The sequence below is a fragment of the Brevundimonas sp. GW456-12-10-14-LB3 genome, assembly GCF_059424365.1.
In genome coordinates, this window is sequence record NZ_JBWKZJ010000016.1 from 26,735 (window position 1) to 48,200 (window position 21,466).

Sequence of the window (21,466 nt, forward strand, 5' to 3'; positions counted from 1 at the left end):
GGCTCAGCGCTGCACGAACTTGGAGAAGCGGCTCATCTCGCCGCTGCTCGTATGGTCCTGCGCAAGCAAGGCCAGGTCGCTGTCTTCGAAGATGCGGAAGAACTCGTCCCAGGAGATCTCCTCCAGCGCCTCTTCCTTGTCGCCGAAGTCGAACCTCAGCACCCCGCCGCCGTCGGCGTCGGCCGTGCTGGCCACGCGAGAAGGCCTGGCGCCGCGGGCCTCGGCCCAGGCGCGGATGTCGTCATGATCAGTCAGGCGGTTCGCTTCGGACATGGTGCAGCTCCGGCAGGTTCACCCGAGCAACAGCTTCTTCTACCCATCTGTTCCGATATTCGGAGCGTTCAATTTTGAACATATTGCGCTAGCACTTCCCTTTCCGCCTTTTCTTTCAATGTTCAAAATTCGACACAAGAACATATATCGTCCTCTTCGAACCTTGATCTGATGGATACTTGGCCATTTCACGGAACCGGGAGCTTTGTAGATCCTTCCTCTTGCTGCGGCCGATCGGGCCGCGGAACGGCGAAGGGACCAGCCAATGCAGCGAAAATCCGTTCGGATCGGCGTCGTGGGCGTGGGCAACTGCGCTTCGTCCTTCGTGCAGGGCCTGGCCTATTATGCGGCGGCCCCCAGCAACGCCCCTCCGCCCGGGCTGATGAACGTCGAACTCGGCGGTTATCGTATCGAAGACATGGAGATGGTCAGCGCCTTCGACATTCATGCGGCCAAGGTCGGCCGCGACCTGTCGGACGCCGTCTTCGCCCCGCCGAACAACACCTTCCGCTTCGCCTCCCCCGGCCCCTCGGGCGTCATCGTCCAGCGCGGACCGACGTTGGACGGGATCGGCCGATACATGATCGACGACCTGGAAGAGAGCGCCGCTCCCCCCGTCGATGTGGCCCAGGCCTTACGCGACAGCGGAACCCAGGTGCTGGTCTCCTACCTGCCCGTGGGATCGCAAAAGGCCACCGAATATTACGCCGAACAGGCGCTGCGGGCCGGCTGCGCTTTCGTCAACTGCATTCCGGTATTCATCGCCTCTGACCCAGGCTGGGCGAAGCGGTTTAGCGACGCCGGACTGCCGCTCGTCGGCGACGACATCAAGAGCCAGGTCGGCGCCACCATCGTTCACCGGGTGCTGGCCAATCTGATGCGTGAGCGGGGCGTGCGCGTGGATCGCACCTATCAGCTCAACTTCGGCGGCAATTCCGACTTCAAGAACATGCTGGAGCGCGAAAGACTGACGTCGAAGAAGATTTCCAAGACCCAGGCGGTCACCAGCCAATTCGAGACGCCCCTGGCCGACGACGACGTCCATGTCGGCCCCAGTGATTTCGTCCCGTGGCTGACCGACCGCAAATGGGCGCACATCCGTCTGGAGGGCACCACCTTCGGCGACGTGCCGATCAGCATGGAGGTCAAGCTGGAGGTCTGGGACAGTCCCAACAGCGCAGGCGTCGTCATCGACGCCGTCCGATGCGCCAAGGTGGCGATGGATCGCGGCGTGTCAGGGCCTCTGATCGGGCCGTCCAGCTGGTTCATGAAATCCCCCCCGGAACAGTTCACGGACGAGGAGGCGCGCGAGCGGACGCTGCGTTTCATCCGCGGCGACGAGCCCGCCCCTGCCCCGCGCGCCACTCGCCTGGTCTCGTGACGATCATCCACCTGATCCGACACGGAACCCACGATCTTGTGTCCCGACGGCTTTGCGGACGCACCCCTGGCGTGGGTCTGAGCGACACAGGAAGACGTCAAGCTCAGGCTCTGGCGCGCGCCCTCCCCCGACTTGATCGGGTGCTGACCAGTCCCCTGGACCGGACGCGAGAGACCGCCGCCGTGATAGCCGCCGCCCACTCCGGTCGGCTCGAAGAGGAAGCCGCCTTGAACGAAATTGATTTCGGGGACTGGACCGGTCGGGATTTCGCCCAACTGGACGACTTGCCCCAATGGCGCCGGTGGAACGCCGCCCGCGACCAGGGGCGAGCGCCGAACGGCGAGTCGATGCTGGAGGTCCAAGGCCGCCTGTCCCGCTGGCTGGAGACGATGGCCGCCGCCGACGCCGGAGCCGTGGCGGCGGTCAGCCACGCCGACGTGATCAAGTCGGTCGTCGCCCTGACTCTGGGGCTTTCGCTGCGACACCACGATCGGTTCGAGATCGCGCCGGGGTCGATCACCACCGTCTCGGCGACGCCGGAACACCTGTCCCTTCTTCGCCTGAATGAGGTTCCTCATGGCTGAACTCAGCGCCGCGCAGGTTCGTGCTCGGGTGGCCGAACTCGGCCCCTGGTTTCACAATATGGAGCTGAAGGGGGTTCGCACCGCGCCGGATCACTTCCTCCACGACTATCCCGCCAACAAGTTCGCCCGCTTCGCCCATGTGATCCCCGAGGACCTAAGCGGCCGCAGCGTGCTCGATATCGGCTGCAACGCCGGCTTCTATTCGCTGGAGATGAAGCGGCGGGGGGCGAACCGGGTGCTGGGCGTCGATTTCGACGACCGCTATCTGGATCAGGCGCGGCTCGCCGCCGAGGTCGAAGACGCGGATATCGAGTTCCGCAAACTGTCGGTCTACGACCTGGCCAAACTCGGCGAACGTTTCGACCTCGTCATCTTCATGGGCGTTCTCTACCACCTGCGCCACCCGCTCCTGGCGCTGGACCTGATCCACGAGCACGTGGCCGACGACCTGCTTCTGTTCCAGTCGATGCAACGCGGCGCAAACGACATCTTTGAACCCGAAATCGACTACGACTTCAGCCAGACGGCCCATTTCGACCGGCCCGACTATCCGAAGCTGCACTTCATCGAGCACCGCTACGCCGGAGACTGGACCAACTGGTGGGCGCCCAACGCCTCGGCCAGCGCGGCCATGCTGCGCAGCGCGGGGTTCCAGGTGCTGGATCGACCGGAGGAGGAAGTCTTCCTGTGTCGCCGCACAGAACGACCGACCGAGGCCGGCGCCGTCTATCCCGCCCGCTCGCCCCTCAAAGGCCATGACAAGACCAAGGAGCCGCGCCGATGATCGAGGCCGTCAAGATCTGGAACGAACCGAACAACAAGTCCCACTGGGACCCCCTGCTGGACCCCGAATGGGCGCGTTTCGCCGAGATGACACGGCTGGCCGGGGCCGCTGTCCGGGCCGAGAATCCCACGGTGACCCGCGTCCTGGGCGGGATGTCCCCCATCGACCCTTCCTTCGTTCGGCGACTGGAGGAGATGGGGGTGATGGAGGCGATCGACGTGGTCGCCGTCCATGGTTTTCCCCTGGACTGGAACCTGTGGCCCATCGACGAATGGCCCGCGCGAATCGACGAGATCAAGGCGGTCACCGACAAGCCGGTCTGGGTGACGGAGGTCGGGGTCTCCGCCTTCGGCTCCGAAGAGGTCCAGGCTTGGGGTGTGAAAAAGACCGCCGAACTGCTGATCGGCAAGGCGCCCCGCCTCCACTGGTACAGCCTGTACGACCTGCCCCGCACCTGGGAGGCCACGACACGGCATCGGGAGGCTGAGGGGTCGTCCTACTACCGGCACTTCCACATGGGCCTGTTGCGCGAGGACGGCTCGCCCAAGCCGGCGCTGGAGGCCTTCCGGCCCTATGCGGCCGACATGGGGGTCTGCCAGTGGTTTCACTTCCAGGATCACAGGCTGGACGATGCGGTCCGATGGCTGAAGGATCTGGGCGTGCGTCGGCTGCGCACCGGCCTGTCCTGGGCGGACCGTTATCGCGACGGCGCCCTGGATTGGTTCGACCGGCAGATGGCGACCTTAGCCGACTTCGACGTGACCGTGACCTTCTGCTTCACGCCCGAGCATCGCGGCCTGGAGCCCCACCACACCAGCCCGCCGCAGGTCGCCGAAGAGTTCGCAGACTTCTGCGCCGAGATGACCGCCCGCTATGCGCCGGCCAGACCGCAGGCTGCGGCGATCAGCCCAGCACGGCTGATCGCGTGATGCGCCCGGCCTCGTCTACAGACAGGCGGCGCCCCCTCCCGAAGTCGGCGGCGCCCGGTCCGGTCGAGCCGAAGGTCGCGAAGCGCGCCTCCTCCGGCTGAAGCATGGTGCGCGGATTGCCGTCGCGCCCCGTGTACCACATCTCCGTCCAGCCCTCCCGGGCGATGTGGTCGTCCATCCAGCAGTCCACAAAGGCGGCCGCGCCGACGTAACGGGGATCGCCGTATCGCCCATCGGGAAAGGCGCTGGACGGCCGCCAGGGTCGGCCCAAGAAGACGGAGCCCGGACGAACATCGGCGTCCTTGGTCAACCGGCAGTCTTTGAAGACGAAGCCGAACGGCTGATCGATCGGGGTGCTGGGCGCGGTGACGTAACCCTCGATCGGATCGGCCGGACGTGTGCGCGATCGGATTTCGCAGCCTTCGAACCAGGCGCGCCCGCCGCCGAAGATGAAGTCATAGCTGCCCGTGATCAGACAACGGTCGAACAGGGTCGATCCCGCATCGGGGAACAGGGTGTCCTGGTAGCTGAGGATGTCGCAGGCGCGCACCACCGCCCGGTCGGAGCCCTTGTCCATCATCAGGGCGACCGCCTGAGGACCGGCGCCGTTGTGAGAGTGCAGGCCGTTCGACTTGGTCATCTCCGCCAGGCCGTCGAAGGCGTTGTTGATCGTCAGGGTCTCGGCGTGAAAATCCGGGGCGCGGACGAACAGAGTCGCGGTGCGGAAGGTGCCCCAGGGCCGCCCGTCCGGCGCCGCCAGACCGGAGGCGGCCAGATGGTTGATCACTGAACCGCTGCGGTCTTCACCGATCAGATGAACGAAGGGCTTGTCCACCACCACCTGTTCGGTCCAGATCCCGCGCGTGATCAGGATGCGGAACGGCCGCGTCCCGTTCGATGGGGCGGCGGCGATGGCGGCCGACAGGCTGGGATAGGCCGGGGCGGCGAAGTTGCGCCCCGAGGCGGGTTTCGCGACCACCGCATCATAGGCCCGCGCCGCCGACCAGGCGGGCGGACCGACCGTCGCGAGCGGCAAGGCGGCGCCGGCGGCCAGGACAGAACGACGATGAAGCAGCGGGTTCATGGCGTCTCCGAATGAAAAGCGGGCGCCGACCGGCGAACCGGCCGACGCCCATCCTCGGGAGGGGAGAGGATGACTAGAAGCTGTAGCGGACGCCGAAGTTGTACTGCCGGCCGGTGTGCGAATAGACGTAGATGCTGTCGCGACGGCTGTCCGTATATTGCTCGTTGAAGGCGTCGGTCAGGTTCAGCCCTTCGAACGTCAGCTTGATGCGGTCGTTCAGGGCGTAGGAGGCCGAGGCGTCCACCGTGACGATGTCGCGCACCCCGTCGATGTCGTTGGTGCTGGTCCCGCTGGGCACGGCCGTCAGATAGCGGTCGCGGTAGGCGGCCGAGACGCGGGCGCTGAACCGATCGTCCTCATAATAGAGTGTGGCGTTATAGGCCGTTTTTGACAGGCCGATCAGGTCGTTCTCGACAAAGCCGGTCGGGGACCGCGACGAGATATAGCTGATCTTGGAATCGACCAGGGTGACGTTGAAGATGGCGCCCAGATTGTCGAAGGGTCCGGGCAGGAAGCTGAACGGCTGCTGGTAGCTGACTTCGATCCCCTTCAGCGGACCGCCCTCGGTGTTGACCGGCTGGCTGAACAGGAAGACGTCGCTGGGCGAGACCCCCAGGCCGTTCAGCAGTTCGAGCGGCAGACCCGACTCATTGAACGGGCGCGAGATCCTGGACGTCTGAATGTAGCTGTCGATGTCCTTGTAGAACAGACCGACCGACAGCAGGGCTTCCGGCGCGAAATACCACTCGGCCGAAAGGTCGTAGGTGGTGGCCCGGATGGGGTCCAGATAGGGGTTGCCCGAGCTGACGCTGAAGACGCCCACGGTGCTGAGGCTGCCGCCGGGCGTGACACTGCCCAGGTTCGGGCGGGTCATGACCTTGGCCGCGCCGAAGCGGACCAGGAAGTCCGGCGTCACTTCAGCAGTGACGTTCAGGGCGGGCAGGACGTCGTCATAGTCGCGGTCCACCGTCGTCTGCTGCGCCGCTCCGGCGACCAGCTGATAGCCGGTCGAGCTCTGTTCCGTCTTCACATAGCGCACGCCCACGTCGCCGCGGATCGGCACGCCGGCCAGTTCGGTGCTGAAGTCCAGTTGCAGATAGGCGGCCGAATCCTTCTCCGTCACGCTGCGGATATTGCCGCGCGCATTGCTGTTGGACGCCCCGCTCAGCTCGAACAGGCCCGTGTTGCTGTAGATGTCGAACAGGTCCGCGAAGGCCTGAAGGTTCGGCGCGATCCAGCTGGTGACCGTTCCGGCCGGCGCGTCCAGGTTCCGGCCGAAGCCGCTGACCAGTTCGGTCAGGCTGGCCAGGGTCACCCCGGCCGGCAGCTGGGGCACCACGCCTTCATTGACCCGCGCCAAGGCCCAGGAATCGAACTCATATTCCTTGTAGTTGACGCCGGCCTTCAGGGTCAGGGACGGATTGAAATCATAGCCGGCGTCAAACTGGGCCGTCTTGATGGTGTTGGTCACGCCCTGAGGCCGCAGACGGATCTCCGAGCGGGCGGCGCCGAAATTATAGGCCAGCGGATCGGTGACGTCATAGCCGAAGCCGATCAGCGGCGCGTTCCGGTTCTCACGGTAGTCGTAGAAATAGTTATCCGAATTCTCGCGGTTCAGGATGACCGTGGTCTGGATCGGATTGTCGAAGTCCGACTTGGAGTAGCCGACCAGACCCTTCACCCGGAAGCGGTCGCTGAAGTCGTGCTCCAGGCTCAGCGTCGCCTGAGTGTATTTTGTGTCCAACTCGTCAAAGCGGGTTTCGGTCTCCACATCGACGTCGTCGAACAGCCCATAGACCATGTCGCCGTTCGCATCGATGACGCCGTCGCGAACGATGATTTCGGGCCGGCCGCCCTGGGAAGCGTTGCGGGCGAAGGACAGGGCTTCCAGCCAGTTCTCCTGACGCGTCGCCTTGAAATCGGAATAGAGGAGATCAAGGTTGATCAGCGTCTGTTCCTGCGGGCGGAACTGCAGCGAACCCGTCAGGCCCAGCCGCTCCTGATCATGGGTCAGACGGCCGTAGCGGGGAAAGCGCGGCGAATAGACGTCCGCCCGGCGCGCATCGGCGAAGGGTGAAGCCGGATTGTATCCGCCCGCCTCGGTTCCGTTCAGCCAGCCGCCGGACCCGTGGCCTTCCTCCAGCAGACGCCGCTTGGTGTAGGCGACCGAGACCAGGGCGCCCAGGCGGCCGTCCATCCAGGTGTTGCTGGCCAGGGCGGCGAACCGGGGGTCCCATTCCTGCGACAGATCATTGTAGCCGTATTGACCCGACAGGACCAGGTTGGCGCCGGCGTAGTCGAAGGGCCGGCCGGTCTGCAGATCCACCGTCGCCCCGAGCGAGCCCTCCTCCGTCTCGGCCGAGGCCGTCTTGCGCACGGTGATGCTGTTGAAGAGTTCCGAGGCGAAGACGTTGAAATCGAAGGCGCGGTTGCGGTTGGCGCCGCCCGAGCTGTCGGTGCCCGAGGCCGTGCTCTGACCCTCCACGCCGTTGATGCGCACACGGGTGAACTGCGGTCCCAGGCCGCGCACGGTGATCTGTCGGCCCTCGCCGGCGTCGCGGGCGATGGAGACGCCCGGCACCCGCTGGATGGACTCCGCCAGGTTTGCGTCCGGGAAGTCGGCCATGTCCTCGGCCTTGATGACGTCCACGACGCCGTTGGCGCGGCGCTTGGTCGTCAGGGCGCTGCTGAGCGAGGCGCGGAAACCGGTTACCACAATCGAGTCGACTTCAGAGACCGGATCCTGCGTCTCATCCCCCTGGGCGACGCGGGTGTCGCGGGCGAGGACGGCGGTCCGTCCGTCGTTGGACGCGACGACGAGGTTGGTGCCGGCGAGCAGTCGGTCCAGGCCCTGCTGCACGGTAAGGACCCCCTGAACCGCGCCGGTCTGCTGCCCCGCCACGGCGTCAGAGGACGCCAGGAGCTGGAGATCCGCCTGCCGGGCGAAGGCCGGCACGCCGGTCGCGGCGGGCTGGGCCGGCACGTTGAACTGCCGCGTCTGGGCGTGGGCGGCTCCGGCCGAAGCCAGGGCGATGGTGCTGACGGCGATCATGAGCGACGCGCGAGCGTCGAATTGTGGCGCGAATGGCATGCGCAGGCCCTCCCTTATCTGTTTCCTGTTCCCGGACCCTTCTGACGAGGGTTCCATTCAAGCGATGCTCAGGCGCGGACTTTCCGTCACGCGCCCGTCATTTTTCTTCTTCAGCCGCCCAAAACGATGACGGTGTCGGAAACCTGGACCGATGCGCCGTGCGCGACGGCGACCGCCCGTGCGAAGCTGTCGGGCTCGTTCGTCCGGAACCAGCCCACCACGCGGCGCCCCTCCAGGGCCGGGTCGCTGATGATGATCTTGCGGCTGTTGTAGCGATTGAACTCGGCGGCGGCGGCGGCGACCGTGTCGCCGTCAAGCACCACCTGACCGTCGCGCCAGGCCAGGGCGCGCTCCGCCTCCAGGGGCCGGCTGACGGGACGCGCCGCGCCGGCCTTGTCGCCAATGAAGACCTGTTCGCCCGCCTTGACGCGCCGCCGTGCGCCGCCGGGGTCGTCGACGCTCCAGACCTCGACGACGCCTTCGGTCACCATGACCTGGGCGCCGATGCTCTTGCGGCGCACGGAAAAGGCGGTCCCGACCGCCTGCACCCGCACCGCGCCGGCCTCGACGACAAAGGGGCGAGCGGCGTCCTTGGCGACCTGGAACCAGGCCTCGCCGCGCTCGATCGCGACCTCGCGGCGGCGCGGCTTCAGGCTGACCTCGACCACCGTATCGGTGTTGATCGCAGCCAGAGAGCCATCCTCCAGGGGCACCCGGCGGATCTCGCCCAGACGAGTGGACAGTCGCTGGCGTTGCAGGGCCGAGACGAAAACACCGCCGGCCGTCAGCGAGGCGGCCAAGCCGGCCGCCCCCGCCAGGACCCAGCGCCGGGCCGGCCGACCTGTCGTCGCCCCGGGTTCAGCCGCCTGGGCGGGCGCGGCGGCTACACAATAGGCGGCCTGCGCTCGCGCCAGCGCTCCGCGGTGACGTCGATCCTGGGCCAGCCAGGCCTCCAAGGCCGAGCGTTCGCGATCCGGCAACGGGCGATCCAGCTTCACCGCCCAGGCGGCCGCTTCCGCGTCGATGGGATTCAGGTCGGAAGCGCTCATGCCTTGCGCCTCGTCATGGCCGGCGCCTCCTCGGCGGCCAAGGCGGCCAGAATCGCCTTCAGCCCACGCGCGGCTTCGTTCTCGACCACATTCTCGCTGACGCCCAGTTGGCGTGCGATCTCCCGCTGCGACAGACCCAGAATGCGCCGCATCTCGAAGATGCGCCGGCATCGGTCGGGCAGACGGCTGATGATCTGCATCACGCGTTCAAGTTCCTTGCGCCCGGCCGCAATACGCTCCGGAGACGGTTCGTCCCACTCGATGTTCAGACCGTCGATTTCCGTCACGGTTTCGAAGCGGACGACGCGTTGCCGACGCAGCTGTTCGAGAACGATCGACCGGGCGGTCTGGAAGAAATAGGCGCGGGGGCTGCGGATGCGGCCTGGATCGTCCAGATCGACCAGTCGGCAATAGGCCTCCTGAATCACATCATCCGTTTCGGAGGCGGCGACCAAGGACTGGGCGAGCCAGCGGCGGACGTCCGCCTCATGCGGCAGAACCTCGCGCGCCAGCCAGCGCACGGCCTCGTCGCTTGGAATGCTCAGTCTGGTCGCCACAGGCCCCTCCATCTGATGACGATGAGCGGCGCGACCGTTTCCGTCAAAGGCCGCCGAACGAGGGAAAAAAAGTTCGACGGCCGAAGGCCCCCGATCAGCCGTTCTCCGCCGACCAGACGGCGTACAGATCAAGCGCCCGTTGCGGCGAGGTGATCCACCAGGAATAGCCGTTGCGCCGCCCGATCGAAATCTCGTTCACGTCGTCGTGGATGGTCTGGTCCTTGTCGCCGAAGATCGGCCGTCCGGTCACCAGATCATAGTTGCGCGACCAGATCGGACCGGCGCCGGGCTTTTCGATCAGTTTGCGGCCCTGATCTGTCATTTCGAACGACTTGTCGTAGACCCGGACCGCCTCCAGCCAAGCCGCCGCGCCGCGCACGGCCGCCTTGACCTCGGCGGAAGGGTTCGGCTCGCGCATCAGGAAGATCAGGATGTCGGTGGTTTCGCCGCTGGCGATGGAGCGAGGCTCATAGTTGCGGGCGCTGGTCGGAACCAGGCGCATCGGCTCCACCTGCTGAGGCCAGCCCAGCAGGCGATCGCCCTGACGCACCTGGGCCGCCAAAATGACTTCGACCGCCTTGTGCGTCGCCTCCCCTGCCCTGGACTTCAAATCGTTCGAAACGAAGTCGAAGCCCTCGCGTCCCTGCGACACGTCCCGCAGCAGCATGGCGGCGTTGGCGACAGCGTTGTCGTTGAAGGTGATGGAATCGTGGAAGCCGCCTTCCAGAGGCCAGATCTGCGGCCAGCCGCCGTTCGGATATTGGGCGTTCAACAGATAGCGCACGCCGCGCTCGATACTGGCGCGCCAGGCGTCGCCCTGGGCGCCCGGGGCGTGGGCCGCGACCTTGGCCAGGAAGCGCATCTCAGTCCAGGTCGCCTCATTGTCGAGGGTGCCGACGAAGGTCCAGAACCGGTCCGCGGGCGCGTCGAAATTGGCCGGATTCTGCTCCATGGTCTCGGCGTCGTTCGAGAACCGCTGACCGGGCAGACGGGCGATCGTCCGATCCTGGTTCTTGCTCCACCCGCCGGCCGGCGTCTGGAAGCTGGCGATGGCGTCGGCGATTCGGCGGGCCTGCGCCGATCCGTACCAGTCCGACGGTCGGTCCAGAGGCATGTTGTACTGGCTGGGCCCCACGGCCTGAGGCGGCGGCGGCGGAGTCGCGCCAGGCGGCAGTTCGGCGGCCAGAGCCGCCCGGTCCGCCAGATGCTGGGCCTGGGAACGAGCCAGATACTCGACCCAGGCGCCGCGCTCCCCATCCGGCAGGGCGCCGATCCGATCAATGGTCAGACCGACGGCCGGGGTGTTCAGGCGAAGAACCTCGGCCTCAGCCGGCGCTCCGGCCATGGCGGCCAGGGTCAGAGCCCCCAAGGCGGTGAAGGATCGGGTAAAGACAGAACTCACGAGCGTACTCCCAATATTTTGGGAAACACTTCTACATAATGAAACATGAGACGCAACCGCCCGCCGTTGGGCGGCCCCTGCGCCGTCACTCCACGATCAGAGTGCGATCAAGGGCGGAGACGGACTTGGCTCCCGTCAGGGTCATGGCCACGCGCATCTCCTTTTCGAACAGGTCGAGAAGGTCGCCCACGCCCGCCTGCCCCCGCGCCGCCAGGGCGTAGATGAAGGCGCGCCCTAACATCACGGCGTCCGCGCCGAGCGCCAGGGCCCGCACCACGTCTAGGCCGTTGCGGATGCCGGAATCCAAGAGGATCTTCAGGTCGCCCTGAACCGCGTCGGCGATGGCCGGCAAGGCCCGCGCCGAGGAGAGAACGCCGTCCAGCTGACGCCCGCCATGGTTCGACACAACGATCCCGTCGGCGCCGAAGGCCACGGCGTCGCGCGCATCCTGGGGATCCAGGACGCCCTTGATGATCATGGGGCCGTCCCAGGCGTCGCGGATCCACTGAAGATCCTTCCACGAGATCGAAGGATCGAAATTGGCGCCCAGCCAGCCGATATAGTCGGCCAGACCCGTCGCCTTGCCCAGATATCGGGACACGTTGCCCAGGTCGTGCGGCCGCCCCCTCACCCCGACGTCCCAGGCCCAGGCGGGATGGGTCATGGCCTGGATCATGCGGCGCATCTCGGCGTTGGGCCCGCTCATGCCCGAATGGGCGTCGCGATAGCGGGCGCCGGGGGTGGGCATGTCGACGGTGAAGACCAGGGTCTTCACCCCCGCCGCCTTCGCCCTTTCCAGGGCGTTCTTCATGAAGCCCCGATCGCGCAGCACATAGAGCTGGAACCACATCGGCCGGTCGATGGCGGGCGCCACCTCTTCGATGGGGCAGACCGAGACGGTGGACAGGGTGAAGGGCACGCCGCGCGACGCCGCCGCCCGGGCCGCCTGCACCTCGCCGCGCCGGGCGTACATGCCCGTCAGGCCGACCGGCGCCAGGACGATCGGCAGACGCAGGGTCTCGTCGAACAGTGGCGTCTCCAGGCTGAGGCTGGACATGTCCTGCAACACCCGCTGGCGCAGGGCGACGTCGCGCCAGTCCTCGACGTTGCGGCGCAGGGTGTGTTCGGCATAGGCGCCGCCGTCGATATAGTGAAACAGGAAGGGCGGCAGCTTGCGCCGCGCGGCCTCGCGGTAATCGCTGGGCGACGAGATGATCATGGGTCTGTCTTACTGAAAGTTCGCGAACGCCCCGCCATCCACCAGCAGGGCGGCGCCGGACATGTAGCCCGCCATGTCCGAAGCCAGGAAGGCGACCACCGAGGCGATGTCCTCGGGCCGACCCAGCCGACCCAGCGGAATCCGCCCTTCCATATAGGTCCGCTTGGCGGGATCGGACAGGTCGTCCTTATTGATGTCGGTGGCGATGGTGCCGGGCAGGACCGAGTTGCAGCGAATGCCGTATTGGCCCAGGGCCACGGCGCAGGACTGCATCAGACTGTGAACCCCGGCCTTGGTCGGGGTGTAGTGGGTCTGCATCTCGCCGCCGACCAGGGCGGAGATGGAGCTGATCGCCACGATGGCCCCGCCGTCGCCCTGCTTCACCATCTGGTTGGCGGCGGCCTGGGTCATGAAATAGGCCCCGTGCAGATTGACCTCCATGGTTCGGCGCAGGGTCTCGACCGGCATGTCCAGGAAGGCGTGGAAGGGGCAGATCCCGGCATTGGAGACGAAGACGTCCACCCGCCCCAGGGCCTGAACCGACCGGTCGATGAAGTCGGCGGCGCTGTCCGGCAAGGCCACATCGCCGTCGACGGCGACGGCCCGGCGGCCCAGCCGCTCGATCTCGGCGACGACATCTGCGGCGGCCTCGGCGTCGCGAAAGGTGTTGATCGCCACGTCTGCGCCCTGGCGCGCGGCCTCGATCGCGGTCGCCCGTCCGATGCCTCGCGACGCCCCGGTGATCAGGACGACCTTGTTCTCAAGCAGCATGGGGGCTCCAGCGGTTCTGTGGGTTTGGATCAGGTTTTGGGCGACCAGCCGAGGTCGGCGCTGATGGCGTCAGCGGCCTCCGTCACGGTCTTGGTCAGTTCGCTCATTCGCGCGTCGGACATGTATTGAGCGGCCGAGGAGACGCTGAGGGCCGCGACGATTCGGCCGTCGACCGAGCGGATCGGAGCGGCGACGCAGCGGATCTGGTCTTCGTTCTCCTCAAGATCGAAGGCGTAGCCCTTCTGGGCATAGCCGCGCATCCGCTCCAGCCAGACGGCGCGCGCGGCCGAGTCGAACTTGGCGTCCGGCTCGGCGTAGAAATCGATCCACTCCGCCTCGGTCTTGTCCAGGATCAGCGCCTTGCCCAGGCCGGTCGAGGCGATGGGGTGACGTTCGCCCAGGCGCGAACCGATGTTGATGCGGCGACGTCCGGCCACCTTGTCCAGATAGAGGGCATGACGGCCGTCCAGCACGCCCAGATGCACGGTGTCGTCGGTGGCCGCCGACAGCTGCTCCAGCCAGGGTCGGGCGACGCGCGGCAGATGCATCTGCTGGCTGGCGGCGTGCCCCAGCTCCAGTAGTTTCGGCCCCAGGGAATAGCCCTCGCGCGGCCGGAACGACAGCAGACGACGCTCGACCAGGGCCGAGGCCAGACGGTGGGTGGTGCTGCGGGTCAGATCCAGCTTTTCCGACAGTTCGGCCAGCGGCAGAGAGCCTTCGATCAAGGCGTCGATGACATCCAGACCGCGCAGCAGGGTCTGGCTGCCGGACGCCTTGGCCCCCGCCTCGTCTTCACCTGCGACCTGCATGGTCTTGATTGACGCCGTTCGTCCCATTTCGTAATCCTCATTCTCAGAATGTAGCAAAACGCGCAAGTCGTCCAAAGCTATGCAGGGAACCTTGGCGTGTCGCAGGGAGGAAAGCCAGTGAAATCCCGAAATATGGGAGAGGATTGCCGCTTTTTGGCAGGTCCGCAATGAGCCGCCTTCCCCGGATCAAGCATGTCCGCGCCTTCGTCGTTAAGAACGACGGGACCGGCGGCGGCGCCGACTATCACGATCAGGGCGACGGCCACTGGATCGACGACCATATCGCCACGCCTATGGCGAAATATCCCGAGTATCGTCAGAGCCGCCGCAGCTTCGGCATCAATGTACTGGGCACGCTGGTCGTCGAGATCGAGGCCGAGAACGGCGTCGTCGGTTTCGCGGTCACGACCGGGGGCGAACCCGCCGCCTATATCGTCGAAAAACACCTGGCCCGCTTCCTGGAAGGCCGCGATCCGTCCGAGGTCGAGAAGATCTGGGACCAGATGTATTTCTCCACCCAGTATTACGGTCGCAAGGGTCTGGTGGTGAACGCCATCTCGGGCGTCGATCTGGCCCTGTGGGACCTGTTGGGCCGACTGCGCCAGGAACCGGTCTTCGCCATGCTGGGCGGGGCCGTGCGCGACGAACTGACCTTCTACGCCACCGGCGCCCGGCCCGACAAAGCCAAGGAATTGGGTTTCATCGGCGGCAAGATGCCCCTGCACCACGGCCCTGCCGAGGGCGAGGAGGGCCTGCACAAAAACCTTGCCGAGCTGGAGGCCATGCGGAACGCCTGCGGCGACGACTTCTGGCTGATGTTCGACTGCTGGATGGCGCTGGACCTGAACTACGCCACCCGCCTGGCCCATGAGGCGCACAAACTGGGTCTGAAGTGGATCGAGGAGGCGCTGAGCCCCGACGACTACTGGGGCTATCAGGCGCTGAAGAAGAACGCCCCCAAGGGGATGCGGGTGACCACCGGCGAACATGAGGCGACCCGCTGGGGCTTCCGCATGCTGCTGGAAATGGAATGCTGCGACATCATCCAGCCGGACGTCGGCTGGTGCGGCGGCGTCACCGAACTGCAGAAGATCTCCGCCCTGGCCGACGCCAAGGGCGTGCTGATGATCCCGCACGGGTCCAGCGTCTATTCCTACCACTTCGTGGTCACGCGCCATAACAGCCCGTTCGCCGAGTTCCTGATGATGGCTCCCGGCGCCGACGAAGTCGTGCCCATGTTCCATCCGCAGCTGATCGGCGAACCCGTGCCGGTCAACGGCAGGCTCAAGGTTCCCGACACGCCAGGCTTCGGCGTGGAGCTGAACCGCGACATCGCCCTGCACCGCCCCTACGCCCGCTAATCGAGAGTCCCCCCCGTCTCATGAAACTGCTTCGCTACGGCCCCAGGGGCCAGGAAAAGCCCGGCCTGCTGGATGCGGAGGGCCGCATCCGAGACCTGTCCGGCGTGGTCGCCGACATCACGCCCGACCAGCTGTGGGGCAAAGGTCTGGCCGCGCTGAAGGCCGTCGATCCCGCCGGCTTGCCGGTAGTCGAAGGTCAGCCGCGTTACGGCGTGCCGGTGAACGGCGTGCGTAAATTCATCGCCATCGGCCTGAACTTCGCCGACCATGCCGAGGAATCCAACCTGCCCATTCCGTCGGAGCCCGTCGTCTTCGCCAAGGCGGTGTCCTGCCTTCAGGGACCGAACGACACGGTCGTCATCCCGCGCGGCTCTGAGAAGACCGACTGGGAGGTCGAGCTGGGCATCGTCGTCGGCAAGCGCGCGTCTTACGTCGAACAGGCCGACGCCCTGGATCATGTGGCCGGCTATGTGCTGATCAACGACGTGTCCGAGCGCGCCTTCCAGACCGAGCGCGGCGGCACCTGGGACAAGGGCAAGGGGTGCGACACCTTCGGTCCGGTCGGCCCCTGGATCGTCACCCCCGACGAGGTCGGCGACGTCCAGAACCTGGACATGTGGCTGGACCTGAACGGCAAGCGGATGCAGACCGGCAACACCCGGACCATGATCTTCGGCGTCGCCGAGATCGTGTCCTACGTCAGCCAGTTCATGACGCTGGAGCCGGGGGATCTGATCACCACCGGCACCCCGCCCGGCGTGGGCCTGGGCCAGAAGCCCGAACCCTTCTACCTCAAGGCCGGCGACGTGATGGAGCTGGGCATCGACAAGCTGGGCAGCCAGCGTCAGGCCGTGGTCGCCTGGTCCAGGGATCTGGTCGCATGAGCGCCTATGAAGGACGTTTTGCGGGCCGGGCCGCCGTCGTGACCGGCGGCGCCTCGGGCCTGGGCAAGGCCGCCGCCGCCCGCATCGTCGCCGAGGGCGGCCGGGTGGTGCTGTGGGATCTGAACGCGGACACGCTTAAGGCCGCCGCAGCTGAGGTCGGCGCCGTGACGACCGTGGCCCTGGACGTGGCCGATCCCGAGGCGGTCGCGTCGGCCGCCGAGACTTCGAACGCGGCCCTGGGCGGCCGCATCGACATCCTGGTCGCCTCCGCCGGCGTCACGGGCGCCACCGCGCCGGTGCAAGAGTTTCCGATCGACAGCTGGAAGCGGGTCGTGGACATCAATCTGAACGGCGTCTTCTACTGCTGCCGCGCCGTCGTGCCCTTCATGCTGGCGAACGGCTACGGCCGGATCGTCAATGTGGCCTCGGTCGCGGGCAAGGAAGGCAATCCCAACGCCAGCGCCTATTCGGCGTCAAAGGCGGGGGTGATCGGCTTCACCAAGTCTCTGGGCAAGGAACTGGCCGGCAAGGGCGTCATCGCCAACAGCCTGACCCCCGCCACCTTCGAAAGCCCGATCCTGGAGCAACTGCCCCAGAGCCAGGTCGACTATATGCGCTCCAAAATCCCCATGGGGCGCCTGGGCGAGGTCGAGGAGAGCGCCGCCATGGTCTGCTTCATGGCCTCCGAAGAGTGCAGCTTCACCACCGCCTCGACGTTCGATACGTCTGGCGGGCGCACGACCTACTGAGTGTACGCGGTGGGCTCGGATCTCCGCATCGTCGATTCCCACGTCCATCTGTGGGACCTGTCACGGGCGCGCTACGGCTGGCTTCAGGACGATCCCCTGCCGAACAATCCAGCCGGGGACATGTCGTCCATCGCCAACGCGAACTATCTGCTGGACGACTATCTGGCCGATACAGCCGGCTGGCGTGTGGAAAAGATCGTTCACGTCGAGGCCGGCCAGCCGGTAGGCCGGCAACTGGCCGAAACAGACTGGCTACAATCGCTCGCCGATGACACCGGTTATCCACACGCGATCGTCGCCGGCGCCGACATGCTTGACCCACACCTGGACGCCCTGCTGGAGGCTCACGCCGCCCGCGCGAACGTGCGCGGCGTGCGCCAGATCGTCTGCTGGCACGAGGATCCGCTGAAAACCTATACCGACCGAGACCTGTTGCGAGATCCGCAGTGGGTGGCGGGCTTCGCGAAACTGGCGCGGCACGGCCTGTCGTTCGACCTCCAGCTCTATCCGTCGCAGATGGCGGCCGCCGCCATCATCGCCGCGCGTCACCCCGACATTTCGATGATCGTCAATCACGCCGGACTGCCGACCGACCGAGACGCAGCGGGAATGGAGCGCTGGAAGCGGGGTCTGCGCCTGCTGGCCGCCCAACCCCAGGTCTCGATCAAGATTTCCGGCCTCGGCATCACCGACCGCGCCTGGACCCCCGACAGCATTCGCCCCGTCGTCCTGGAGTGTATCGACGCCTTCGGGACCGAGCGGGCCATGTTCGCCTCCGACTTCCCGGTCGAGCGGGTCCACGGAACCTTCGACGCCTTCTATTCCGCCTTCGACGCGATCACGGCCGACTTCTCGGCCGAAGAGCGCGACCGCCTGTTCGCCGCCAACGCCGAGGCGATCTACCGCATCTGACACCCACCCGCCGAGGCCGCGAAAAGACGGCCAGGCCCGCGAGAAACACCAGGAGAGCCCCAATGGTCATCGAGACCGACGCCGCCCACACCCCCGGAGGTCTGGCCCAGCCCTCAGTTTCGGGGCCTGCCGGTTCCTTGAAGGGCCCGCTGGCCTTCGCCATCGCCTGCTTCCTGATCTGGGGCCTGGCCTATGGCCTGCTGGACGTGCTGAACAAGCATTTCCAGGAGACGCTCAGCATCAGCCAGGCCGACAGCGCCTGGCTGCAGATCGCCTATTTCGGGGCCTATCTGCTGCTGTCGATTCCGGCGGGCATGCTGCTGCACGCCCGGGGCTACAAGTTCGGCATCGTGTCGGGCCTGGCCGTCACCGCGATCGGCGCCCTGCTGTTCATCCCGGCGGCGGGCGCAGGGGCCTTCCTGCCCTTCGTCGGATCCATGTTCGTTCTGGCCGCCGGCCTGTGCATTCTGGAAACCAGCGCCGACACCTACGTCAACGTCCTGGGCGATCCGGCCAAGGCGTCTCAGCGCCTGAACCTGGCCCAGTCGTTCAATGCGCTGGGCGTCTTCTTCGGGCCGCTGATCGGCGGCGCCGTCTTCTTCAGCCCGACGACGACCCAGGCCCTGGGCGGGGCGACCCGCTCGATCCAGATCGTCTACGGCCTGATCGCCGTCGGCGTCGTCCTGTTCGCCCTGGCCGTCTGGCGCGCCCGCCTGCCGGAGACCGGCCTGTCGGACCATGGCGCAGCCGAGGGCGACGGCCCCGCCCTGCCCCTGTCGAAACAGCCGCACTTCGTCGCCGGCGTGGTCACCCAGGCCCTCTATATCGGCGCCCAGGTCGGCATCGGCGCCTACTTCATCAATCTGGTGACCCACAACTGGCAGGGCCTGACGTCGCAACAGGGCGCCTTCATGCTGTCCCTGGCCGCGATCGGCTATCTGGTGGGCCGCTTCTTCGCCACCGCCCTGCTGCTGAAGATCAGGCCGCGCGCCCTGCTGACGGCTTACGGCCTGATCAATGTCGTCCTGACCCTGATCGTGGCGGCCGGGATCAATGTCGTGTCGCCGGTCGCCCTGATCGCCGTCTTCTTCTTCATGTCGACGATGTTCGCGACCATCTTCGCATTGGGCACGACCGGACTGGGCGCAAGCACAAAACGGGCGTCCTCCTTGATGGTCATGGCGATCGGCGGCGGCGTGCTGCTGCCGTGGCCTATGGGCAGGATCGCCGACCTCTACGGCGCCAACGTCGCCTTCCTGATGCCTGCGGTCTGTTTCGCGGTCGTCGCCTGGTACGGATGGAAGGGCGCAGGCTTGGGACTGAAGGCGGAGGCGAAGTGATGGGTTTTCGCGCCGCCCTTCTCGCCTTCACCCTGCTGGCCGGCCCCACCGCGGCCTGCGCCCAGACGGTCGCGCCCGTCGCCTTCGCGCCCGTCGCGCCGATCGACCGACACGCCCTGGTCACGCGCCATAATGTGACGCTGACCTCGATAGACCCTCATGCGCCGATCATGCTGGGCAATGGGAACCTGGGCTTCACCGCCGACATCACGGGGTTGCAGACCTTTCCGGAACAGTATTCGGAACTGTCCCCCCTGCTGACCATGGCGCAGTGGGCCTGGCACAGCTTTCCCAATCCGAACGGCTATACCGAACAGGACGGCCTGATCGACGTGCCCGTGCCGGGACGGGGGGAACAACCCTATGCCTGGATGAAGTCGTGGGCGGTGGCCGAAACCCAGCCCGCCTACACCTGGCTGCGGGCCAATCCGCATCGGTTCTCTCTCAGTCGCATCGGCCTGACCTTCGCCGACGGCGGGCCGCTGGAATTCGCCAAGGTCGCTCACACCCGCCAGACGCTGGACCTGTGGTCTGGGACCCTGACCAGCCGCTTTACCTATGACGGCCAGCCGGTCGAGGTCGTCACCCGCGTCCACCCGACCCTGGACATGGTGATGGTCGAGATCGTCTCCCCCTTGGTCTCCACGCGAGGCCTGGGCGTGCAGGTCCGCTATCCAAGCGTCGCCCCCGCCATCAATCCCGATCCGACGTCGTTTGACGCCTCGGGAGCCCAAAGCCTGACCGTCGTCGCTCAAGACGCGGGCGACGTCCGCATTCGCCGCACCCTCGACGACACCCGCTATTATTCCGGCATCACCGCGTCCGGTGAGATCGAGCAAGCCGGCGCCGACGCCTTCCGAGCGGTCGCCGCCGGTCGCGACCGGCTGACCGTCATGGTCCGCTTCGATCAGCAGGAGCGAGCGCCCGCGACACCGGCCTACAGCGCCGGCGTCCAGGCGACGGCCGCCCACTGGAACGGGTTCTGGACCCAGGGCGGCGCTGTGGATTTCAGCGGTTCCTCCGATCCCCGCGCATCCGAGTTGGAGCGCCGCGTGGTCCTGTCGCAATACCTCTCGGCCCTGAACGGCGCCGGCGAACTGCCGCCCCAGGAAGAGGGTCTGTTCTCCAACAGCTGGTACGGCAAGTTCCACCTGGAAATGCACCCCTGGCACGCCGGCTGGCAGGCCATGTGGGGGCATGCCGACATGCTGGAGCGGAGTCTGCCCTGGTATGTCGGCCATCTGGACCAGGCCCGCGCCGAGGCCGCCCGCCACCGGGTCAAGGGCGCCTGGTGGCCCAAGATGGTCGGACCCGAGGGCCGCAACAGCCCCAGCCTCGTCTCGCCCTTCATCATGTGGCAGCAGCCGCATCCGATCCTGCTGGCCGAGCTGGTGTGGCGGGCAGAGAAAGATCCCGCCGTACTGGATCGATACGGCGAGTTAGTCGAGGCCACCGCCGACCTCCTGGCCTCCTGGCCCATCGAACGCGACGGCCGGCTGAACCTGGGACCGCCGATGATTCCGGCGCAGGAAAACTATGATCCCCTGACCACGATGAACCCCGCCTTCGAGGTCGAGTATTTCCGTTGGGGGCTGGAAACCGCGCAGGCCTGGCGCGAACGCAAGGGCCAGGCCCGCCGCGCCGACTGGGATCAGGCCCTGGCCAGGATGGCGCCGCCGCCGATGAAGGACGGCCTCTATCTGCCGGTCGAAAACGTGCCGGACTTCTGGGAGACCGCCATGTCCGACGCCTGCCGCAGACACGCTGCGGCGGCTCAATGCAAGAACCGCGATCACCCCTCCTTCCTGATGGCGTACGGCTTCATCCCAGGCGCTCGCATCGACCCGGCCGCCATGCGCCGCACCTTCGAAGCGGTGGAGCGGAACTGGGACGTGCGCCAGACCTGGGGATGGGACTTCCCCATGATGGCCATGACCGCTGCCCGCCTCGGTGAACCCGACAAGGCCGTGGACTGGCTGTTTGCGGACCTGAAGAACAATCAGTGGGGCGTCACCGGCATGACCCCGCGCGTCCATCTGGACGAGCACGCCGACGAGCTGGTGCCCGTCTCGGCGGGAGCCGGGGGAGTCCAGATGGCCGTCAATCCCGACGGCCCCGGCTATCGTCGCGCGGCGGAAGCCTACTTCCCGTCCAACGGCTCCTTACTCATGGCTGTCGGCCTGATGGCCGCCGGATGGGACGGGTCCAGCGGCCACGCGCCCGGCTTCCCCAAGGAGGGCTGGACCGTGCGGGTCGAAGGCCTGACGCCCGCCCCCTGAACCCGAAA

19 protein-coding genes are annotated in these 21,466 nt (G+C 66.6%); 10 read left to right on the top strand and 9 right to left on the bottom strand.

Annotation, left to right across the window (positions count from 1 at the left end):
- Positions 1–3 precede the first annotated feature (3 nt).
- Positions 4–273: a hypothetical protein gene (locus tag AC07XS_RS08640; protein ID WP_182714104.1), complete on the bottom strand. Its 270-nt coding sequence runs from the start codon at positions 271–273 to the stop codon at positions 4–6.
- A 265-nt stretch (positions 274–538) separates the two neighbouring features.
- On the opposite strand from AC07XS_RS08640, the gene AC07XS_RS08645 reads away from it, so the two are divergent.
- Genes AC07XS_RS08645 through AC07XS_RS08660 form a run of 4 tightly spaced genes read left to right on the top strand, consistent with a single transcriptional unit; the run spans position 539 to position 3,951 of the window.
- Positions 539–1,654, top strand: a complete 1,116-nt coding sequence (locus tag AC07XS_RS08645) for an inositol-3-phosphate synthase (RefSeq protein WP_182714105.1) — start codon at positions 539–541, stop codon at positions 1,652–1,654.
- Entirely contained in the window at positions 1,651–2,238 is a 588-nt protein-coding gene (locus AC07XS_RS08650; protein ID WP_321208025.1) for a histidine phosphatase family protein, read from the top strand. Before AC07XS_RS08645 ends, AC07XS_RS08650 begins: the two co-directional genes overlap by 4 nt.
- Positions 2,231–3,022 (top strand): TIGR04290 family methyltransferase, encoded by a 792-nt coding sequence (locus tag AC07XS_RS08655; protein WP_182714106.1) that lies wholly within the window; start codon positions 2,231–2,233, stop codon positions 3,020–3,022. Before AC07XS_RS08650 ends, AC07XS_RS08655 begins: the two co-directional genes overlap by 8 nt.
- A complete protein-coding gene (locus AC07XS_RS08660) occupies positions 3,019–3,951 on the top strand; it encodes a glycoside hydrolase 5 family protein (RefSeq protein ID WP_182714107.1) in 933 nt (310 codons plus the stop codon). Before AC07XS_RS08655 ends, AC07XS_RS08660 begins: the two co-directional genes overlap by 4 nt.
- Here the strand turns inward: AC07XS_RS08660 and AC07XS_RS08665 are convergent.
- The 8 genes from AC07XS_RS08665 to AC07XS_RS08700 all read right to left on the bottom strand — a co-directional run bounded on the left by AC07XS_RS08665 (position 3,926) and on the right by AC07XS_RS08700 (position 13,960).
- The gene (locus AC07XS_RS08665; RefSeq protein ID WP_182714108.1) at positions 3,926–5,035 is read right to left on the bottom strand and encodes a pectinesterase family protein; all 1,110 of its coding nucleotides are present in this window, start codon (positions 5,033–5,035) and stop codon (positions 3,926–3,928) included. The two genes, AC07XS_RS08660 and AC07XS_RS08665, sit on opposite strands and share 26 nt — an antisense overlap.
- A 73-nt stretch (positions 5,036–5,108) precedes the next feature.
- Entirely contained in the window at positions 5,109–8,087 is a 2,979-nt protein-coding gene (locus AC07XS_RS08670; protein ID WP_227976069.1) for a TonB-dependent receptor, read from the bottom strand.
- Positions 8,088–8,236: 149 nt separating this feature from the next.
- Positions 8,237–9,175 carry a FecR domain-containing protein gene (locus AC07XS_RS08675; RefSeq protein WP_182714110.1) on the bottom strand — a complete coding sequence of 313 codons (939 nt, stop codon included), beginning with the start codon at positions 9,173–9,175 and terminating at the stop codon, positions 8,237–8,239.
- Positions 9,172–9,732, bottom strand: a complete 561-nt coding sequence (locus tag AC07XS_RS08680; RefSeq protein ID WP_227976068.1) for a sigma-70 family RNA polymerase sigma factor — start codon at positions 9,730–9,732, stop codon at positions 9,172–9,174. Before AC07XS_RS08680 ends, AC07XS_RS08675 begins: the two co-directional genes overlap by 4 nt.
- A gap of 94 nt (positions 9,733–9,826) precedes the next feature.
- Positions 9,827–11,134: a pectate lyase gene (gene pelA, locus AC07XS_RS08685; protein WP_321208026.1), complete on the bottom strand. Its 1,308-nt coding sequence runs from the start codon at positions 11,132–11,134 to the stop codon at positions 9,827–9,829.
- A gap of 85 nt (positions 11,135–11,219) precedes the next feature.
- The gene (lldD, locus tag AC07XS_RS08690) at positions 11,220–12,353 is read right to left on the bottom strand and encodes an FMN-dependent L-lactate dehydrogenase LldD (RefSeq protein ID WP_182714111.1); all 1,134 of its coding nucleotides are present in this window, start codon (positions 12,351–12,353) and stop codon (positions 11,220–11,222) included.
- A gap of 9 nt (positions 12,354–12,362) precedes the next feature.
- Complete coding sequence (gene lra1 / locus AC07XS_RS08695) at positions 12,363–13,124, bottom strand: L-rhamnose 1-dehydrogenase Lra1 (RefSeq protein WP_054765023.1); 762 nt, start codon at positions 13,122–13,124, stop codon at positions 12,363–12,365.
- A 29-nt stretch (positions 13,125–13,153) separates the two neighbouring features.
- Entirely contained in the window at positions 13,154–13,960 is an 807-nt protein-coding gene (locus AC07XS_RS08700; protein ID WP_182714112.1) for an IclR family transcriptional regulator, read from the bottom strand.
- Positions 13,961–14,100: 140 nt separating this feature from the next.
- Between AC07XS_RS08700 and rhmD the strand changes: the two genes are divergently transcribed.
- From rhmD to AC07XS_RS08730, 6 genes are all read left to right on the top strand, one after another.
- Complete coding sequence (rhmD, locus tag AC07XS_RS08705; RefSeq protein ID WP_182714113.1) at positions 14,101–15,294, top strand: L-rhamnonate dehydratase; 1,194 nt, start codon at positions 14,101–14,103, stop codon at positions 15,292–15,294.
- A 20-nt stretch (positions 15,295–15,314) separates the two neighbouring features.
- Complete coding sequence (locus tag AC07XS_RS08710; protein ID WP_182714114.1) at positions 15,315–16,178, top strand: 2,4-didehydro-3-deoxy-L-rhamnonate hydrolase; 864 nt, start codon at positions 15,315–15,317, stop codon at positions 16,176–16,178.
- Complete coding sequence (locus tag AC07XS_RS08715) at positions 16,175–16,927, top strand: SDR family NAD(P)-dependent oxidoreductase (RefSeq protein WP_152949722.1); 753 nt, start codon at positions 16,175–16,177, stop codon at positions 16,925–16,927. Before AC07XS_RS08710 ends, AC07XS_RS08715 begins: the two co-directional genes overlap by 4 nt.
- A 9-nt stretch (positions 16,928–16,936) precedes the next feature.
- On the top strand, positions 16,937–17,839 hold the full coding sequence (locus AC07XS_RS08720) for an amidohydrolase family protein (RefSeq protein ID WP_182714115.1): 903 nt from the start codon (positions 16,937–16,939) through the stop codon (positions 17,837–17,839).
- Positions 17,840–17,901: 62 nt separating this feature from the next.
- Positions 17,902–19,179 (top strand): sugar MFS transporter, encoded by a 1,278-nt coding sequence (locus AC07XS_RS08725; protein WP_182714116.1) that lies wholly within the window; start codon positions 17,902–17,904, stop codon positions 19,177–19,179.
- Positions 19,179–21,458, top strand: coding sequence for a hypothetical protein (locus AC07XS_RS08730; protein ID WP_321208027.1), 2,280 nt, complete (start codon positions 19,179–19,181; stop codon positions 21,456–21,458). The genes AC07XS_RS08725 and AC07XS_RS08730 overlap by 1 nt, the downstream gene beginning before the upstream one ends.
- The last annotated feature ends 8 nt before the right edge of the window (positions 21,459–21,466 follow it).

Bases quoted from the DNA above. Each gene is read 5' to 3' on its own strand.
- AC07XS_RS08640 (WP_182714104.1), bottom strand. From the start codon at position 273: ATGTCCGAAGCGAACCGCCTGACTGATCATGACGACATCCGCGCCTGG.
- AC07XS_RS08645 (WP_182714105.1), top strand. From the start codon at position 539: ATGCAGCGAAAATCCGTTCGGATCGGCGTCGTGGGCGTGGGCAACTGC.
- AC07XS_RS08655 (WP_182714106.1), top strand. From the start codon at position 2,231: ATGGCTGAACTCAGCGCCGCGCAGGTTCGTGCTCGGGTGGCCGAACTC.
- AC07XS_RS08660 (WP_182714107.1), top strand. From the start codon at position 3,019: ATGATCGAGGCCGTCAAGATCTGGAACGAACCGAACAACAAGTCCCAC.
- AC07XS_RS08665 (WP_182714108.1), bottom strand. From the start codon at position 5,035: ATGAACCCGCTGCTTCATCGTCGTTCTGTCCTGGCCGCCGGCGCCGCC.
- AC07XS_RS08670 (WP_227976069.1), bottom strand. From the start codon at position 8,087: ATGATCGCCGTCAGCACCATCGCCCTGGCTTCGGCCGGAGCCGCCCAC.
- AC07XS_RS08675 (WP_182714110.1), bottom strand. From the start codon at position 9,175: ATGAGCGCTTCCGACCTGAATCCCATCGACGCGGAAGCGGCCGCCTGG.
- lldD (WP_182714111.1), bottom strand. From the start codon at position 12,353: ATGATCATCTCGTCGCCCAGCGATTACCGCGAGGCCGCGCGGCGCAAG.
- lra1 (WP_054765023.1), bottom strand. From the start codon at position 13,124: ATGCTGCTTGAGAACAAGGTCGTCCTGATCACCGGGGCGTCGCGAGGC.
- AC07XS_RS08700 (WP_182714112.1), bottom strand. From the start codon at position 13,960: ATGGGACGAACGGCGTCAATCAAGACCATGCAGGTCGCAGGTGAAGAC.
- rhmD (WP_182714113.1), top strand. From the start codon at position 14,101: ATGAGCCGCCTTCCCCGGATCAAGCATGTCCGCGCCTTCGTCGTTAAG.
- AC07XS_RS08710 (WP_182714114.1), top strand. From the start codon at position 15,315: ATGAAACTGCTTCGCTACGGCCCCAGGGGCCAGGAAAAGCCCGGCCTG.
- AC07XS_RS08715 (WP_152949722.1), top strand. From the start codon at position 16,175: ATGAGCGCCTATGAAGGACGTTTTGCGGGCCGGGCCGCCGTCGTGACC.
- AC07XS_RS08725 (WP_182714116.1), top strand. From the start codon at position 17,902: ATGGTCATCGAGACCGACGCCGCCCACACCCCCGGAGGTCTGGCCCAG.
- AC07XS_RS08730 (WP_321208027.1), top strand. From the start codon at position 19,179: ATGGGTTTTCGCGCCGCCCTTCTCGCCTTCACCCTGCTGGCCGGCCCC.